This is a genomic window from Vibrio sp. CAU 1672 (assembly GCF_029223195.1).
GTDB lineage: Bacteria > Pseudomonadota > Gammaproteobacteria > Enterobacterales > Vibrionaceae > Vibrio.
This window is the reverse complement of the sequence record NZ_JARHUF010000007.1, coordinates 85,303-102,395: the sequence shown is the minus strand read 5'-3', so window position 1 is coordinate 102,395 and position 17,093 is coordinate 85,303. Positions and strand designations below refer to the sequence as shown.

The 17,093-nt window shown below is 49.7% G+C and carries 16 protein-coding genes; 12 read left to right on the top strand and 4 right to left on the bottom strand.

Annotated elements, in window-relative coordinates:
* Positions 1 to 122: 122 nt before the first annotated feature.
* The 9 genes from P2G85_RS08870 (at position 123) to P2G85_RS08830 (ending at position 10,911) form a co-directional block, all read left to right on the top strand.
* A complete protein-coding gene (locus tag P2G85_RS08870) occupies positions 123 to 1,007 on the top strand; it encodes a D-hexose-6-phosphate mutarotase (protein ID WP_275863738.1) in 885 nt (294 codons plus the stop codon).
* A gap of 194 nt (positions 1,008 to 1,201) precedes the next feature.
* Complete coding sequence (locus P2G85_RS08865) at positions 1,202 to 3,238, top strand: methyl-accepting chemotaxis protein (protein ID WP_275863737.1); 2,037 nt, start codon at positions 1,202 to 1,204, stop codon at positions 3,236 to 3,238.
* 315 nt (positions 3,239 to 3,553) lie between these two features.
* The gene (locus P2G85_RS08860; protein WP_275863736.1) at positions 3,554 to 5,590 is read left to right on the top strand and encodes a methyl-accepting chemotaxis protein; all 2,037 of its coding nucleotides are present in this window, start codon (positions 3,554 to 3,556) and stop codon (positions 5,588 to 5,590) included.
* Between the two features lie 96 nt (positions 5,591 to 5,686).
* Positions 5,687 to 6,529, top strand: a complete 843-nt coding sequence (rlmA, locus tag P2G85_RS08855) for a 23S rRNA (guanine(745)-N(1))-methyltransferase (RefSeq protein ID WP_275863735.1) — start codon at positions 5,687 to 5,689, stop codon at positions 6,527 to 6,529.
* An 84-nt stretch (positions 6,530 to 6,613) separates the two neighbouring features.
* Positions 6,614 to 7,546 carry a ChaN family lipoprotein gene (locus P2G85_RS08850; protein ID WP_275863734.1) on the top strand — a complete coding sequence of 311 codons (933 nt, stop codon included), beginning with the start codon at positions 6,614 to 6,616 and terminating at the stop codon, positions 7,544 to 7,546.
* 192 nt (positions 7,547 to 7,738) lie between these two features.
* A complete protein-coding gene (locus P2G85_RS08845) occupies positions 7,739 to 8,101 on the top strand; it encodes a hypothetical protein (RefSeq protein ID WP_275863733.1) in 363 nt (120 codons plus the stop codon).
* A 334-nt stretch (positions 8,102 to 8,435) separates the two neighbouring features.
* Positions 8,436 to 10,013 carry an alkaline phosphatase gene (locus P2G85_RS08840; protein WP_275863732.1) on the top strand — a complete coding sequence of 526 codons (1,578 nt, stop codon included), beginning with the start codon at positions 8,436 to 8,438 and terminating at the stop codon, positions 10,011 to 10,013.
* 122 nt (positions 10,014 to 10,135) lie between these two features.
* A complete protein-coding gene (locus tag P2G85_RS08835; protein ID WP_275863731.1) occupies positions 10,136 to 10,444 on the top strand; it encodes a ribbon-helix-helix domain-containing protein in 309 nt (102 codons plus the stop codon).
* Positions 10,445 to 10,515: 71 nt separating this feature from the next.
* Entirely contained in the window at positions 10,516 to 10,911 is a 396-nt protein-coding gene (locus P2G85_RS08830; RefSeq protein WP_275863730.1) for a VOC family protein, read from the top strand.
* A 45-nt stretch (positions 10,912 to 10,956) separates the two neighbouring features.
* Here the strand turns inward: P2G85_RS08830 and P2G85_RS08825 are convergent, their stop codons facing one another.
* The 4 genes from P2G85_RS08825 to P2G85_RS08810 all read right to left on the bottom strand — a co-directional run bounded on the left by P2G85_RS08825 (position 10,957) and on the right by P2G85_RS08810 (position 15,454).
* A complete protein-coding gene (locus P2G85_RS08825; protein WP_275863827.1) occupies positions 10,957 to 12,582 on the bottom strand; it encodes a mechanosensitive ion channel domain-containing protein in 1,626 nt (541 codons plus the stop codon).
* A 276-nt stretch (positions 12,583 to 12,858) separates the two neighbouring features.
* Entirely contained in the window at positions 12,859 to 13,896 is a 1,038-nt protein-coding gene (locus P2G85_RS08820; RefSeq protein ID WP_275863729.1) for a DUF2955 domain-containing protein, read from the bottom strand.
* A gap of 12 nt (positions 13,897 to 13,908) precedes the next feature.
* Positions 13,909 to 14,967, bottom strand: a complete 1,059-nt coding sequence (locus P2G85_RS08815; RefSeq protein ID WP_275863728.1) for an HlyD family secretion protein — start codon at positions 14,965 to 14,967, stop codon at positions 13,909 to 13,911.
* A 31-nt stretch (positions 14,968 to 14,998) separates the two neighbouring features.
* The gene (locus P2G85_RS08810; RefSeq protein WP_275863727.1) at positions 14,999 to 15,454 is read right to left on the bottom strand and encodes a MarR family transcriptional regulator; all 456 of its coding nucleotides are present in this window, start codon (positions 15,452 to 15,454) and stop codon (positions 14,999 to 15,001) included.
* Between the two features lie 283 nt (positions 15,455 to 15,737).
* Between P2G85_RS08810 and P2G85_RS08805 the strand changes: the two genes are divergently transcribed.
* The 3 genes from P2G85_RS08805 (at position 15,738) to P2G85_RS08795 (ending at position 17,085) form a co-directional block, all read left to right on the top strand.
* Positions 15,738 to 16,220, top strand: a complete 483-nt coding sequence (locus tag P2G85_RS08805; protein WP_275863826.1) for a YcgN family cysteine cluster protein — start codon at positions 15,738 to 15,740, stop codon at positions 16,218 to 16,220.
* 245 nt (positions 16,221 to 16,465) lie between these two features.
* On the top strand, positions 16,466 to 16,717 hold the full coding sequence (locus P2G85_RS08800; protein ID WP_275863726.1) for a GlsB/YeaQ/YmgE family stress response membrane protein: 252 nt from the start codon (positions 16,466 to 16,468) through the stop codon (positions 16,715 to 16,717).
* Positions 16,718 to 16,836: 119 nt separating this feature from the next.
* On the top strand, positions 16,837 to 17,085 hold the full coding sequence (locus tag P2G85_RS08795; RefSeq protein ID WP_275863725.1) for a YkgJ family cysteine cluster protein: 249 nt from the start codon (positions 16,837 to 16,839) through the stop codon (positions 17,083 to 17,085).
* Positions 17,086 to 17,093: the final 8 nt, after the last annotated feature.

The following is a 17,093-nucleotide window of genomic DNA, read 5'->3' as shown; positions in this document are numbered from 1 at the left end:
AAGGCGACTCTAGAGTCGCCTTTTTTGTATCTGGAATTTGAGAGAAAATTTCCGCGTTTTTGCTTCATCTTTGTGAAGTGCGTCGAGAGACTTACTCTCCCCCAGTTATAGGAAAACAGCATATGGATTTAACAACTCTCCCTGCCCTAACGGTTCTGTCCGATAACGTCACTATCGTAGAAATTGATCAGGTCAAAGTAGTACGCGTTATTCATGAGAAAGCGACAGCGGGCATTGCTCTGCACGGTGGTCATGTCGTGTCATTTACACCAGCAGGTCAAAAAGACCTGATTTGGATGAGCGAGCAAGCAATCTTTGATGGCAAAGCAGCACTTCGCGGCGGCATCCCGGTTTGCTGGCCTTGGTTTGGCCGTATCGCCGCACCAGCTCACGGTTTTGCACGTACTGCCGAATGGGAACTGGTTGAACACCGTGAAAATGACAACGGCGTGATCGTTGAGCTGGCTCTGTTCCCAACCGAAGAAATTCACGATATCTGGCCGCACATGTTTGACGCGCGTCTGTTTGTGGAAGTAACTGATGAGTTAAAAGTGACACTAAAAGTCACCAACATCGACGACCAAGCGTGGACCTTCTCCGGTGCGCTGCACACTTACCTAAATCTGGGTGATATCAGACAAGCGCAAACCACAGGCATGGGTCCAGAGTACATTGATAGCTTGAACGCAGGCGAAATCTGCCAAGGCGGCGATGTACTGCAGCTAACTGATACAATTGACCGTGTTTACACCCAGCCAGAAGCACAAATATTGGTCAAAGACCCAGTATTACAACGCACACTAAGCGTTGAAAACCAAGGCCACAATTCAGCGGTATTGTGGAACCCGTGGGCAGAAGGCGCGCAAGGCATGGGTGACATGGCAGACAATGGTTACGAAACCATGCTGTGTGTTGAGTCCAGCGTTCATGCACCAAGCATTGAGCAAGGCAAAACCCTTGAGCCAGGTGAGAGTCACGAACTTATCACTGTGATTTCAGCACAGTAATCTTTTGTTAAGGCCGGCTTATCCGGCCTTTATTATAATGATTTCCCGCCGCTCCTGATAGTTAGCTAATCAACCAGTTAACTCGCCTCTTTTTTAACTGTTTAATTAATAAGAATCAAAAAACGCAGATTAATAACTAGGTAGCATACCAACCATTTTCATATAAATGTGATTAATATCAGGAACGCTATTTCATGATCGAGAAGTACAAAAACCTCAGTGTAGGATTCCAGTTACGTCTGGTTATTACACTCTGTTTACTGGTCGCCTTTACCAGTATCGCCTCGCTTGTTTACCGCAATGCTTCAGAAGTTCTGTTAGAAAGCACTCTCAAGGAACACCAGTCAAAAGTTGAGTCGATGGCAAAAACCATTGCCGGCCAGTTCGACGCTTACCTGCACACCGCTGAGGTACTCAGCTCAACGTTACAACACGCCTACTTAGCGGATGTTTCCGTTGCACAAAAAACCGTCACTTTCATGGGACGCCAGGTGCAGGACATTACTCTGCACGGCAATAGCCTGATTAATGATACCAAACTGGTTGATGGTTTTACCCGTGATACCGGTGCAATCGTGACGCTTTTTGCCCCGGTGGGTAATGACTTTATCCGCGTCAGTACATCATTGCAAAACCCGCAAGGCCAACGCGTGGTAGGCACCATGCTGGGTCAAAACCATCCGGGTTACCAAAAACTGGTTAGCGGCCAACCATACTTTGCCCAAATCAAACTTTACGACCAGCGTTACATTGCCTACTACTCACCTGTCACTGATGACCAAGGCACAATTAAAGGGGTTACCTTTATCGGCCTCCCGGTTGAGCAAGCAACACAAACACTGTTTGCTGCCCTAAACCATGTGACCTGGGGGGATACGGGGTATACCATTCTCGTTGATAATGAGAAAGATAATCTCGGTCGTTACCTGTTGCACCCTACGCGTAAAGAAACGGATTCCTCGATTATTGAAGTGGCTGACTACAACGGTAACAAACCTTTCTACCAGATATTCGAGCAACACAGCGGTTTGATTCGCTACCCATATGAATACCAAAACGTTGTCGGCGAGAAATATCTGGTCTTTACCGAGGTGCCAGGCTGGAACTGGAAGCTATTAGGCGGCACGTTTATCAGCGAAGTAACCAAAGGCAGTCAGGACTTACTAAAACTGATTGCGGTCATTTCCATCGTGGTCGGCTGTGCTGCATTTGTCGCATTGACTCTGGTGCTTAACCGTACACTTAAACCACTGACGGTACTTAACGGTTATATGAACCGCTTAGCGAAAGGTGAAGTAAGCATTAATATTCCGGCCAGCGGGCATGCCTCCAATAATGAAATCGTCAACCTGAACAACGGTGTGGCAAATATGGCCGGCCAACTGAATAAGTTAGTAGGGGGCATCCGCGCGACCAGCGATCAAGTGGAGAGCAGTTCCACCAGCGTAATGCAGGATGCAAACCACAACCTGACCCAGTCGGATCACCAACAAGAGCAAGTAGAGCAAGTGGTCACCGCAATTGAAGAAATGGCCTCTTCTGCCCAGTCTGTCGCCCAGCAAGTCGAAAATATTGCCGAGAATGTCCGCTCAGCAAACACTGACAGCCAGTCAGGGCTGGAAGTTGTGGAAGGCGTGTGCACCGATGTGGCGCAACTGAATGATCAGCTAGACCAGTCAGCTGCCGCGATTGAACAGGTGAACCATGACAGCGAGAGCATTCAGACCGTCACCCGAATGATCGACGAAATTGCTGAGCAAACCAACCTGCTGGCGCTGAACGCCGCCATCGAAGCCGCGCGCGCCGGTGAGCAAGGCCGCGGTTTTGCCGTGGTGGCGGATGAAGTGCGTACTCTGGCACACCGAACTCAAACTTCGGTGCAAGATGTCGTAGAGATCATCGAGAAGCTAAAAGGTTCCACCAGCAACGCAGTAAGCATGATGAAGCAGAGCCAGCAAAATGCCAATAAGGTTCTTGATAAAGCGCAGGAAGCAGGCACCGCTTTAGAAGCAATTGCCGGACAAGTAGGATCTATCGCTTCACAGGCAGAGGCGATTGCAGCAACGTCAGAAGAACAAGCCCATGTTTCGCAGGAGATTGCCGCCAACGCCCACTCAATCAATGAACTGAACCGCGAAAGCCGTGATACCAGCGCCAAAACCTCACAAAGTGCGACCGAATTGCAACAACAAGCACAAAGCCTGAAACAGCAAGTCGCCTTCTTCCACTGATCCACAAAGAGCCGGGCATCCCGGCTCTTTTTCAACTCACTTAACCCGGTCCTTTCTGATCCAATCAGCCCTCTTTCCGCCAGAAAAAACCACATACTGCCCAACAACAGCTCGGTACAGAGAAAGGCTTAACATGGCGATTGCGGCCTTTTTGTCCCTCTGTCGCTGCACTTTCTCTTGCCACGCCTGCCCCAGTTTGTTCTCTTGCTCCCAAAAATTGACATTTCAGTCAATTAATCCAAAAAAGAGGTCATGGAAATAGTTAACATGCCGATATGAGACCTATAAATTACACAAATATCAGGAAGAAAATTTATGTTTGAAAAATATAAAAACACCGGCGTGGGGTTTCAGCTGAAACTCGTCATCACGTTGTGCTTGCTGGTGGCTTTTACCAGTATTGCGGCACTGGTGTACCGCAATGCCTCCGACGTGCTGTTAGAAAGCACATTGCGCGAGCATCAATCGAAAGTGGAATCGATGGCAAAAACCATTGCCGGCCAGTTTGACGCATACCTGCATACCGCCAAAGCGCTTGAATCGACGTTCCGCAAGAGCTATTTAGCCGGTGCATCGGTCGAAACAGACACGGTGGAGTTCATGGGCCGCCAGGTGCCGGATATTACTCTGCACGGTGAAAGCCTGATCAATGATACTAAGTTAGTCGATAACTTCACTCGTGACACCGGTGCAATTGCAACGATTTTTGCCCCTTTGGGTAATGACTTCATCCGTATCGCCACTTCGATAAAAGATCCTCAAGGCCAACGCGTAGTGGGCACCATGCTGGGTCAAAACCACCCCGGTTATCAGAAGCTCGCTAGCGGCCAATCCTACTTTGCCCAAATTAAACTTTACGGCCAGCGCTATATTACCTATTACTCACCTGTCATTGATACGGTAGGCAAAGTCATCGGGGTTACCGTGGTTGGCCTTCCGGTTGAACGCGCAACACAAGAGCTATTCACATCACTCAAGACGGTTAATTGGGGCGATACGGGTTACACCATTCTCGTTGATAATGAGAAAGGTAATCTCGGTCATTACCTGCTGCACCCCAAGCATAAAGAATCCGATGCATCGATTATTGACGTGGCGGATTACAATGGCAACAAACCGTTTTACCAAATATTCGAGCAAGAGAGCGGGTTGATTCGCTACCCGTATGAATACCAGAACATCATTGGTGAGAAGTACCTGGTCTTTACCGAAGTACCAGGCTGGAACTGGAAACTGCTGGGCGGGACGTTTATCAGCGAAGTGACCAAAGGCAGCCAGGACTTACTTAAACTGATTGCGGTCATTTCCATCGTTGTGGGTTGTGCTGCATTTATTGCATTGACTCTGGTACTTAACCGTACACTCAAGCCACTGACGGTGCTTAACGGTTACATGAGCCGCCTGGCCAAAGGCGAGGTGAGCCTTAACATTCCGACCAGCGGGCAGACCTCCAACAACGAAATCATCAACCTGAACAACGGCGTCGCGAATATGGCCGCCCAACTGAACAAACTGGTTGATAACATCCGCTCAACCAGTGATCAAGTCGAGAGTAATTCGGCCAGTGTTACAAACGACGCGAACCGCAACCTGATCCAATCCGATCGCCAGCAAGAACAAGTTGAGCAAGTAGTTACCGCAATTGAAGAAATGGCTTCCTCAGCACAGTCTGTCGCTCAGCAGGTGGAAAATATCGCTGAGAATGTGCGCTCGGCCAACTCCGACAGCCAGTCAGGCCTGAGCGTGGTTGAAGGCGTTTGTATCGATGTCGCACAATTGAATGATCAACTGGATCATTCAGCGGCAGCGATTGAACAGGTGAACCGTGACAGCGAGAGCATTCAGACCGTCACCCGAATGATCGATGAAATTGCTGAACAAACCAACCTGCTGGCACTGAATGCCGCCATCGAAGCCGCACGTGCCGGTGAACAGGGCCGCGGTTTCGCCGTAGTGGCTGATGAGGTACGTACCCTGGCGCACCGGACCCAGACCTCGGTTAAAGATGTCGTTGAAATCATCGAGAAGCTCAAAGGCTCCACCAGCAACGCGGTCAGCATGATGACGCAAAGCCAGCAAAACGCCAATAAGGTTCTCGACAAAGCCCAGGAAGCAGGCACCGCATTAGAAGCGATTGCCGGACAAGTAGGATCTATCGCTTCACAGGCAGACGCGATCGCTGCAACGTCAGAAGAGCAGGCCCAGGTTTCTCAGGAAATTGCCGCCAACGCCCACTCAATCAGTGAGCTGAACCGCGAAAGCCGTGACACCAGCGCCAAGACCTCACAAAGTGCGACCGAACTACAACAACAGGCACAAAGCCTGAAACAACAGGTAGATTTCTTCCACTAATCCAAAAAGAGCCGGGTATCCCGGCTCTTTTTTGTTTCACTTAACACAATGCTTTTTGATAGAATTTGCCGCCCTACTATCTGCCCAGAGATCGTCATGAACTATCAATGCCCGCTTTGTCACCAACCTCTTACGCTAAGTGCCAAGACGTTTAAGTGTGAAAACAACCATCAATTCGATCTGGCCAAAGAAGGCTATGTCAATCTGATGCCAGCACACCACAAGCGCTCAAAAGATCCGGGTGACAACAAGGAAATGATGCAGGCGCGGCGTCGCTTCCTGGAAGCGAACCATTACGATCCAATGCGTCAGGAAGTCGCACGATTGTGCGCCGAATACACTCAGGGTACAACGCATCAACTGCTGGATATCGGCTGTGGCGAAGGTTACTACACCGATCAGGTACAGCAGGCGCTGTATGCACAAGATACACAGGCAGCAACCTTTGGTTTGGATATCTCAAAAGTTGCGATTCGTTACGCGTCCAAACGCTATCCAAACTGCCATTTCAGTGTCGCTTCCAGCCATCGCCTGCCATTTGCCGATCAGTCAATAGACGCCGTACTGCGTATTTACGCCCCTTGCAAAGCCGAAGAACTGCAACGGGTAATCAAAGACCATGGCGTGGTGATCACGGTGACTCCGGCCGGCCGACATTTATACCAGTTCCGCGAACGCATTTATCAGGAAGTACGCCTCCACAACGAAGAGCCGGAGCGTATCGAAGGCTTCGAACTGGTACATCAACAAAAGCTGAACTACACCATGGATTTACAAGATGGTGTCGCGTTCGATCTTCTGCAAATGACCCCTTTTGCATGGAAAGCGACTGACGAACTTCGCCAACAGCTAAAGTCCGCTACACTGTTCCAGTGTGAGGCTGACTTTATGCTGCGTGTTTATCGCAAAAAGGCAATTGAGTCGGATAATAATCAATAAAACATAACGCTAATTATTCTCATTAGCATTGATTCCTTTATCGGCCTCCATTAATATCGTTCGGACATTTTTGGAGGTTTTTCAATGCGTTTTTCTATTTTAGCTCTTACATTTACCGGCTTGCTTGCCGGTTGTGTGTCTACCACACCACACTCTTCCGCCATTACCAGCTTCTACGATTATCAACTGCATACCCCTTCTGGTGATGCCATTGCCGTTGCAAACCTGACAAACGAGCTGCAACATGCTGATGTTATCCTGGTTGGTGAGTGGCACACTCATGCTGGTATCCACCGTTTTCAGACGGACTTATTGCAGCAGCTGTCAGCCCAACCCCGCCCGCTGGCCCTGTCGATGGAGCAGATCGCCCGTGATAAGCAAACCGTCGTCGATGCCTACCTAAAGGGTAAAATTGGTGAACAGTTTTTCATGCAGCAAAGTGATGCATGGCCTAATTATGCCAGTGATTACCGCCCACTAATTGAATTTGCCAAACAGGCACAAATCCCGGTGATTGCCGCCAATGCACCAAAAAACATCGTACGCTGTATAGGTCGACAGGGAGTGAGTTATCTGGACAAACTGACCGAACAAGAGCGGCACTCTGTTGCCAGCAGCATTGATACCTCTGCCAGCCCGTACAAGAAAAAATTTATGGCCTCCCTTCACCATGGCACCCCCGAACAGACCGAAAAGCAGTTTGCTGCTCAGGTAACTTGGGATGAAACCATGGCAGACTCCATCGTAGAGTACTTAGACCGGCACCCGGGGACCCAAGTCATGCATATTGCCGGTAAATTTCATACCGAAGAAGGACTGGGGACCGCTCAGTCGATTTTAAACCGCAACCCGGCCCTCAAGATCGCCATCATCACCCCAACCACAAACGTAACCTCCGACAGCCACGACTACCAGCTACAGGTACTTGAGCCACCACAGCGCTACGTCCAGCAAAGCAACCGCCTCAAAGCCTATCAGCACTTAGCCAAACGTAATGACGAACTGACTTGTCGTTAAAGCCAGCTCGAAGCGATTAAAAACGGCCTGACTTTTGCAGGACTTAAGCATCTGAGCACAAATGCGGCAATTAAAGATGCTTTTTTGTACTGAACACCTAAAGACCCCGCATAGATTGTCGATATATAAGTAATGCCATCATCTCACCGGGTTACCCTCCGTAACTCAGTGAGATGTAACAAGGAAGAGACCATGAATCCTGTAGCAAATCATCCGGTCACGGCCTATCGTCCGCCACAGCCGGACAGTGCAACAAAGTCAGCACACACTGAACATTCCCAGTCAGTGGGCCCGCTGAAAGCCGAGCAAAATACCGTTACCTTGTCTGCTGAGGGGAAAGCCTTACTGACAGCACTGCAAGAGATTGATCAGCAGGGCCAACAGTCAGAAAAGGAAAACAAAACCGTCGGTGATAAGGTTGAGTCTTTCGCCCATGGCGCGCTGGGTATGGATCATCCGGATAAAATCAAGCAAGAGGAAGACAGTTCCTATTCTGCGGGGCAGTACTTATCCGCTGCCGCCACCATTGGCGGAATTATCCTGGCTCTGGCGTAACTCCATGTAGTGCAAGAATCATCTTTCGTTACGACAGCCATCCACATTTGAACCCTTTATTTACCGCCGTCCATAATGCACATCTGATTAGGTATGGACGATGACTTGTGCAAAACGCATTATTTCTCATCGACAAACCCACCTTTTTGGCCATTTCAATCATGCTGGTGATTTATGCTCTACGCGCCACGACATTGGATATTGGCCATCAATAAGATCACCTTGCAGCAACAATCCGGTAAAATGAAATCCTGATGAAACTTTTATGACCAACACAAAACTGTCATAAATCATTGTTTTAATTCCTGCGCTTTTTATTAATCAGGAACAGGCAATGAAGCACTTAATCTCTCCACTAGTCACGGCCCTGGCGGCCTCTACCTTCTCTTTAAACGCACTCTCAACAGAAGTAAAAAATGTCATCTTAATGATTGGTGACGGTATGGGCCCCCAACAAGTTGGCCTGCTTGAAACTTACGCCAACCAAGCGCCAAATTCGATTTATCAGGGTGAAAAAACCGCGCTCTACAAGCTGGCTCAAGAAGGGGTGATTGGCTCATCGTTGACCCATCCAGAAGACGCGATCGTTGTTGATTCCGCTTGTTCCGCCACCATGCTGGCGACTGGTATCCCAACCGGCTCTGAAGTCATCGGCATTGATGCACAAGGCCACCATGTGGAAACCGTACTGGAAAAAGCCAAACGCATGGGCAAAGCCACCGGCCTGGTATCAGACACGCGCCTCACCCACGCAACACCGGCCGCTTTTGCTGCCCACCAACCGCACCGTTCACTGGAAAATGCGATTGCCGAAAACATGCTGGAAACCGGAGTGGATGTGATGCTGTCGGGAGGCCTGCGCCATTGGATTCCTAAGTCTACCAACGATAAAGGCGAAACATATCAGCAGCTTGAAAAACTGACCCAAGGTAACGTTTACCTAAAATCGAAACGTAAAGATGATCGTAACCTGCTGACTGAAGCGCAGCAGGATGGCTACCAACTTGCGTTTAACAAGCAAATGTTAGAAGCCGCTCAGGGCGATAAACTGCTGGGTCTGTTTGCTTATTCCGGTATGCTTGATGGCGTTGCCTACAGCAATAGCAAAAATGATCCTAAACGCACCCAACCAACCCTGAAAGAGATGACAGTAAAGGCATTAGACGTACTGTCAAAAGACAAAGACGGATTCTTCCTGATGGTTGAAGGCGGGCAGATTGACTGGGCCGGCCACAGTAACGATGCCGGAACCATGTTGCATGAAATGATCAAGTTTGATGAAGCTGTGCAATCGGTTTACGACTGGGCACAGGGCCGTGATGACACCATCATCATTGTCACTGCCGACCACGAAACCGGCTCATTCGGCTTCAGTTACTCGTCTGACAAATTACCGAAACCGCAATCACGTCCCGGCAAAGCATTTGAGAAACGTGACTACGCGCCTAACTTTAACTTCGGTAAATACGACATTCTTGACGGCTTATACAACCAGAAGAAAAGCTATTACGGCATGATCAGTGAGTTCGAAAAGCTCGATAAATCTGAGCAGTCGGCCGCAAAACTGGCTGAAATCGTAAATAACAACAGCGACTTCCCGATTACCGCCGAGCAAGCCGCAAATGTACTGAAAAGTAAGCCAAATCCTTACCGCCTGGCAGGCCATTCATACCTGTCCGTCGACGAGGTTCCGGCGATCAACGACTTTGATGCATTCTTCCCGTACAACGACCGTGGCAACCTGCTCGCTCGTGAACACGCGACCGGGCAAAATACGGTCTGGGGAACCGGAACCCACACCCATACCCCGGTGAACGTTTTTGCCTGGGGCCCGGCAAAAACCATCCTCCCGGTATCTAAGATCATGCACCACTCCGAACTTGGTGAGTTCATCAAAAGCCAGGTGAAATAGACTGGCAACATCCTGAGCACTACTTTAGCGCCCTTAAGGGCGCTTTTTTGCATCACTCACCATTGACGGCCTCAGCAACAGCCACCAAAATTGGGCCGTACCAAACCAAACCAACGATAAGTATGTGCGAAATATTTGCTAAACAGCCTCAGGAAAACTACCAGTTTATTACCCGCTCAATCCGGATAAACGGACACGCCACCAGTGTGAAGCTGGAATCCAGCTTTTGGGCCATTTTGGAACAAATTGCCGACGCACAGGCCATGAGCGTACCGAAGTTTATCAGTACCGTCTATCAAGAAGCCCTGCAACATAATGGTGAAGTGACTAACTTTGCCTCACTGCTCCGCTGCGCCTGCCTTACCTACGCACGCCAACCGCACGCAACCATCCGGCATGCCCTTGCCGAAAACAACCCGCCAGCCAGCTGACATGTCGTACCCGGGTACTACCAGGGCCGTAGCATAACCCGTTAAGCTGGCGGCACGATTAAGGAGTACTCATGACAAAAATGATCCATACCATGATCCGTGTAAGCGATCTGGACCGTTCTGTGCAGTTTTATCGCGATGCACTGGAGTTAGAAATCAAAGACCAGTACCTGTTTGACGGTTTTTCTCTGACTTACCTAGCCAACCAGGAAACCGGCTTTGAACTAGAACTCACTCACAACCATGATCAGAGTGAGCCTTATAGCCACGGTTCAGGCTACGGCCACCTTGCGGTCAGCGTAGAAGATATTGAAGTTGCGCGTCAGCGCATTAGTTCACTTGGTATCGAAGCCAGTGATATTAAAGCGATTGATCACCAACAAACACATTTAGCAACGTTCTTCTTTATTACCGATCCAGATGGCTACAAGATTGAATTTTTACAACGCCAGGGCCGTTACCTGTAACGTCTCGGCATTCAATGATAAGAGCGCCATCAGGCGCTCTTTCGCTCAGGCGTCTTGATGGCCACCTTTCACCATATGCAGATGCACATCCTGCTGTGGGAAAGGAATCGAGATCCCTTCACGATCAAAGCGCAGCTTGACCTCTTTGGTCACGTCCCAGTAGACATCCCAATAATCATCCGTTTTTACCCAGGGGCGAACCACAAAATCGACCGAAGAGGTATTGAGCGTATGGACTTTGATCACCGGCTCCGGGCTTTGTAGCACAGAAGGATGAGAAACGATAATATCCGTCAGGACAGACTCGGCTTTCAGCAAATCATCGCTGTAACCGATGCCAAATACCATATCCACCCGGCGGATGCGTTCGTGAGTGACGTTTTTGATCACATCACCCCAGATTTTGCTGTTCGGCACAATAATGATCTGGTTATCGAAAGTACGAATAGTGGTATTAACCAGGCTCATATGGCTGACCTTGCCATCCACCCCGCCGGCATAGACAAAATCGCCGACATCAAACGGACGATAGATCAGTAGCATCATCCCGGCAGCAAAATTGGATAAGGTATCTTGCAACGCAAAACCGATGATCACCCCGGCGATACCGAAACCGGTCAGTATCGGCGCCAGATTGAGGCCAATCTGCGACAGACCGACCATGATCCCAATCACCCATACGACTTTGCCGGACATGGAGATAAAGAAGTCTTGCATCAAATGGGACAGTTTCAGGTTCTTTGAGCCGACAGCCTTGCCGACCACTTTGCGCGCCAGCTTGGCAAAAGCATTGGCAATCAGCAGAATAAGCGCAAATACCAGCAACTGGAATACGTGCTGCAAAGCGTTCTCAGCCAGCCAGTCTAATGCCCGCTCTGACCAATGGCTGAGGATCGACAGCATGACTTTGGAGTCGAGTAAATCCTGGGTAATACTGCCGGTCACTTCGAATATCTGCCGCTTGTACTCTGAGGTTTCCAGGCCCATTTTATCTGCAATCGCGGTAAATGTACGTAAGCTGTCAGTCGCAATTGCCAGGCGCTGTTTGACTATCATTTGACTGAGCTGCAATGCGGCCTTTTCGGACTCTGGTCTGGATGCCAGCTGGCTGCTGACCAGATTATTTTGTTGCTTAAGGTAGTCGACAGATGCCGACAGCAAGCGCATGCGTTTATCAACCTGTTCACTCAACGCCTGTTCCGCTTTGCTATTGGAAATGCCCAGCTCTTGCATCCAGGACAGGTTCTGCCAGCTGGCGTTATACGCATTATCTAAATATTGCTGCAGTTCCCGGTAATCATTCAGCAGATCAAGTTTCTCTTCATCTTTGGCCTCGTTTAACTGGCTGATCAATGCTTTCACTTTCTCTTCCAGGTACTTCTTCGCATGGTTCGAATAATTAGCTTGAGTAGCAACCAGCTCAATCAAAGTTTCGCGCGGGATTGACTGGCTTCTGATCGCTGAAGCGATCTGTCCTCGCAACTCCTCATTTTTCTGGAAAAGTTGTAATTGCAGCGCATCATGTTCATCGCCATGCGCCAACGCTAAAGAGCCGGATAGCTCGCGAATATCGGTATTAATCTGCTCAATGATGCGCTCGCCCGGAGAAAGCTCGGCAGAACGCTCTTCCTCATTGGCATGAACAGGCAAAAAACATAGCGCGAACAGCATAACAAAGAGCCATACACCGGCAGGCACGCGACGTTCGTTAAGAGCGAAGAGAGACGTCATTACTACCTCACAAGCGATTAAGCTCACCTGCCGACGGTTGGATAAGGCCGACGGTGAGTTCTGGGTCATAGTTAACTCTAATTCTACAACACCATGGTGATTTGCAAGGGCGAAAGCTCGCTCCGGTGAGCAAAGCTGGGACACAAGGCACTGATTTAACGCAAATACTAACAGCATATCAGCCGACACTCACAGAGTCGGCAATGAATCGTTCAGTTATGACTCACCAAAACGCAAATACTCAAAACGGTTAAGCAACCGATGTACCGCATAGGTGACCAACAGGGTGGCCACTATAGCGAAGAGAATGCTGCTAACCCGATACAATGCACTAAAAATTACGTCATTATCCGGTGCCAGATACTGACCAAACAGGATCCCGAGGGTGGTCAAACCACCAAAGCCGGCCCCGGATCCGCTCGACTCTTTGACATGCAGGTAACCAAACAGCATCGCGCCAATCCACATCAGCGGGATAATAAGCACCAGCGAACCGGACCAGTCATAAAGTAGCAGTTGGACACCAATACCAAATGTGACCCCTAGCATGGTCCCCATCGCCCGCTTACGGGCATAACTGAGCGCCCCATTCCAGTGCATCGGAAACAACAGCAGGATCGTAGTCGCCTGGGCAGACAACGAATCGAGCAAATTGGCACTTTGAAACACCACAAAAGAAAACGTCGCGATCGTCGCCCCCATTAACGCTTCATGACGCATCCGGTGCTTTTGCTTCGGTGCCGGGGGCTTAAACGGTAGCTGACGGGGAGCGACATCGGGAATCATCCAGCCAACCAGATAAGCAATCAGGACTGACAGCAGGTTGGCCTGGAAGTTGGTCGCTATCAAATCGTTCAGATCCGTGGTCGGATAACTGGCAAAATGGAGCATAATGCTTAAGCTCAGCACACTATTGGCCCCGAACAAAAACAGACTGCCTTTTGACATACAGGCAAATTTATAAAGAAACAAACCAAATACCAGTATTGTCATGAGGGAAGGGAAATCGCCAAACACCCCACCAATCAGGCCGACTTCCGCCCCGCAGATCACGGCAGAAAACACCAGTTGACGCGCGGCGTGCAGGCTCATCACCGGAATCATGCCAAGCAACAACATCGGCGTAACCGTGAAAAACACCCCGTAGCCCCAACCAAACAGTTTGCACAGCATAAAACCAACCGTGGCGCCTGTCGCAATCCGCAGGCATTGCCTCAAATCATTGTCCGACATGGGGTGATCCCAAAGCTTCATACCCCCTCCCGATCAATAGATGTAATGCAGTGAACTGAGCAACCGGATCTGCAAATGGGCAAACCAAAGTGCCACAGGAGCATCTGGCAGCAGCTGTACGGTAGCCCTGGCACCGGCTGGCAAATTATGCTCGGCCACCTGCTCGACCGCCAGATGGAGCCTCATCCGCTGCGCGTCTCGTACCCAGCGGTTTGAACTGCTCGGGGTTGCCAGTTGCCCGTTTGCGTCAAACTGGCCAGAACTCACCCCGGCATCCAGGCTGGTGATTTGCGCCTCAAACACCTCCCCTGGCCGGCTGTCGAAAGCCACCAGTGCTTTGCTGTCACGCTCAAAATGACGCAGGCTTTTCTCACGGAAATCTGCGATCACATCCACTTGTTCGGACACCAGTGCAATCAACGGGGTTCCGGCGGCAGCATAAGCACCCGGTTTTAACTGCACATTCGTAACCACGCCATCCTGCTCCGCCAGCACCTGGGTATAGGAGAGGTTTAACAGTGCCTGTTGCAACTGGTTTTTCGCCACCCGTATTGCTACATTCTCATCGACATTTTCACCGCGGCTCACCTCTAACTCTTTAACCCGCGCCTGTGCGGCCAGCCAGTTTGCTTTGGCGGCAGTGGCAGCACTTTCCGCATCATCACGGTGCTGTTGAGAGATACCATGACGATGAAACAGAGTGTTCAGACGCAATGCTTCACGCTCACGCTGCTCCAGTACCACTTTACTGGCTTTCAGGTTGGCTTGTGCCGCGGCAATAGTGGCATCAAGTTTCTGGTTATCCTGGCTGACACGCTCTAAGTTAAGCTGAGCTTGTTCTACCGCTAAACGATACGGCTCGGGATCAATCTCAAACAATGGCGCTCCTTTATGAATAAGCTGATTGTTCGCAACATAAAGCTGGGTGATGGGTCCGCTGACCCGCGGTGCGACTTTGGTTACCACCCGGGTAACCATCGCCTGGGGCGTCAACGGCATCACCAAATCCGCAATAAGAAAGTAAGCAAAGACAATGGCAAACCCGCAGCAGGAGTACTTGATCCAGCGGGCAAATTTCTGATCTGGCGTCATAATTATTGATTTCTCTGAAAAAGTGGGGAAATTAATCGTTAAGGGCATCCAGGGCGTTATGGGCCATCTGCCCCAAAGCCGTGCGAATTACCTCCAATTGTGATTCATCAATATCGGCAAGTAAGGTCCGACGCACCTGCAAAATTTTATCTTCCATCTGCTCAAGCAGCGCGTTGCCCGCCGGAGTTAAGCTTACGATTCGAACCCGCTTATCCTCCTCACAACCTTTTCGGGTAATGAGCGACTGCTCTTCAAGCTGTTTCAGAGTGCGCATCAGCGAAGCCAGCTCAATTTCCAGCGCCTCGGCCAGCGTTTTCTGGCTGACGTGATCGCCCAAACGTTGCAGCTTCCACAATGCTGTCCAGCGCGGATGAGTCAGGCCAAGCGGTGCCAGTTCCCGGTCCGCAACCATTTTCCACAAACGGGCAACCCGGGCTAATTGTTCTGCCAGCGAGAGTTCCCTTAACATATCGACACTCTGAATCATTGCTCACTCCTATTACTTAGCGTACTAACCAATTTAAATTAGTTAGCACGCTAAGTAAAGTGTTTTGTGACTAACCTCACTAAATGGAGCACTCAAGCCACGGCCATAAGCACCCAGAGCCTCCCGGCCTGAAGTGGAAATGGATCGGGAATAAAAAAACATCAGGCTTAGGCAAAGCCTTGTTTGTGCTGGCGGAAGGTAAGTGTGCAAAGAATCGCTTGCACTTTGCGCGCTTCATATATATAACGTTGCCTCTTTGGTACACTCGAAAAACTGGGTAGGCATTATGATTCCATTCTGGGAACAAAAAACACTTGAAGAAATGAACGACGAAGAGTGGGAATCTCTTTGCGACCAGTGTGGTAAGTGTTGTTTGCACAAGCTGATGGATGAAGACACTGACGAAATTTACTACACCAACGTTGCCTGCAGCTGGTTAAACAGCAAAACCTGCAGCTGCAAAGATTATCCAAACCGTTTTACCTCCGGTGAAGAGTGCACCAAACTGACTCGTGAAGACATTGAAGACTTTGAATGGCTGCCACACACCTGTGCTTATCGCCTGTTAGCCAACCGTCAACCGCTTCCCGAGTGGCACCCGCTATTGACCGGCTCTAAATCTGCAATGCACGCCGCAGGGGAAAGTGTGCGCAATAAAGTGGTTTACGAAATTGATGTGGTGAACTGGGAAGACCACATTTTAAATCATCCCGATCGTGAACAAGTAGAAATCGCTCGCGACGATCAAAGCCCACAGGAGCGCTGAAGCGCCCTGAACAACTCTACCTTCTCATCATCCCAGTGGTAAAACACTGGGATTTTTATACAGCATTTCCAGTAACGCATTTCCCCCTGATTTCGACACATTCCGATCTAAGGCAACAAGATTAAATACCAGAAACAAACCGCCATGGCTTGAGCAACAGTCACGTTTACCGCAAGCAACTATCGCTGAAGGGTCTATGCTTAAGTGTAATCAAAACTCCGGATAACAAAGTGTAAGGTGCACACATGGGTATTCTTTCCTGGATCATTCTTGGTCTGATTGCGGGCGCACTAGCCAAATGGCTGATGCCCGGCCGCGACGGCGGAGGGTGGATTGCGACGATGCTGCTCGGTATTGTCGGTGCGTTTGTCGGCGGGTTTATCGGCAGCTTTCTTGGCCTCGGCAGTGCTACCGGCATCAATATTGGCAGCATTTTGATTGCCACATTCGGCGCTTTCGTGCTGCTGTTTATCTACAACCGGTTCCTCAGAGGTTAATCAAGCGACTGACTGAAGCAAGCGGCGCTCGCTAACGGAAATAGTTTTTTCTCGGCTTACCCTTCCAATTTGCGGCAAAACATCGATAATGGCCCACTTCTTTTTTTGAGGTTATTGTGATGGATTGTCGTTTAGGCTGTGGTGCATGTTGTATTGCCCCGAGTATCTCCTCTCCTATACCAGGCATGCCGAAAGGCAAACCGGCAGGTGTGCGCTGCGTACAACTCAACGACGATAATTTGTGCCAGTTATTCGGCAAACCAGAAAGACCGAAAGTATGCCATGACTTCAAACCTTGTCCGGTTGTATGCGGCCAAACCAACCAACAGGCGCTGAAGAACATTACCGAACTGGAACAACTGACCTGATCAGGTAA

Coding starts and splice junctions, on each gene's coding strand:
- P2G85_RS08860 (WP_275863736.1), top strand. CDS start 3,554: ATGTTTGAAAAATATAAAAACACCGGCGTGGGGTTTCAGCTGAAACTC.
- P2G85_RS08815 (WP_275863728.1), bottom strand. CDS start 14,967: ATGACGCCAGATCAGAAATTTGCCCGCTGGATCAAGTACTCCTGCTGC.
- P2G85_RS08835 (WP_275863731.1), top strand. CDS start 10,136: ATGTGCGAAATATTTGCTAAACAGCCTCAGGAAAACTACCAGTTTATT.
- rlmA (WP_275863735.1), top strand. CDS start 5,687: ATGAACTATCAATGCCCGCTTTGTCACCAACCTCTTACGCTAAGTGCC.
- P2G85_RS08800 (WP_275863726.1), top strand. CDS start 16,466: ATGGGTATTCTTTCCTGGATCATTCTTGGTCTGATTGCGGGCGCACTA.
- P2G85_RS08850 (WP_275863734.1), top strand. CDS start 6,614: ATGCGTTTTTCTATTTTAGCTCTTACATTTACCGGCTTGCTTGCCGGT.
- P2G85_RS08825 (WP_275863827.1), bottom strand. CDS start 12,582: ATGCTGTTCGCGCTATGTTTTTTGCCTGTTCATGCCAATGAGGAAGAG.
- P2G85_RS08870 (WP_275863738.1), top strand. CDS start 123: ATGGATTTAACAACTCTCCCTGCCCTAACGGTTCTGTCCGATAACGTC.
- P2G85_RS08795 (WP_275863725.1), top strand. CDS start 16,837: ATGGATTGTCGTTTAGGCTGTGGTGCATGTTGTATTGCCCCGAGTATC.
- P2G85_RS08810 (WP_275863727.1), bottom strand. CDS start 15,454: ATGATTCAGAGTGTCGATATGTTAAGGGAACTCTCGCTGGCAGAACAA.
- P2G85_RS08865 (WP_275863737.1), top strand. CDS start 1,202: ATGATCGAGAAGTACAAAAACCTCAGTGTAGGATTCCAGTTACGTCTG.
- P2G85_RS08840 (WP_275863732.1), top strand. CDS start 8,436: ATGAAGCACTTAATCTCTCCACTAGTCACGGCCCTGGCGGCCTCTACC.
- P2G85_RS08830 (WP_275863730.1), top strand. CDS start 10,516: ATGACAAAAATGATCCATACCATGATCCGTGTAAGCGATCTGGACCGT.
- P2G85_RS08845 (WP_275863733.1), top strand. CDS start 7,739: ATGAATCCTGTAGCAAATCATCCGGTCACGGCCTATCGTCCGCCACAG.
- P2G85_RS08820 (WP_275863729.1), bottom strand. CDS start 13,896: ATGAAGCTTTGGGATCACCCCATGTCGGACAATGATTTGAGGCAATGC.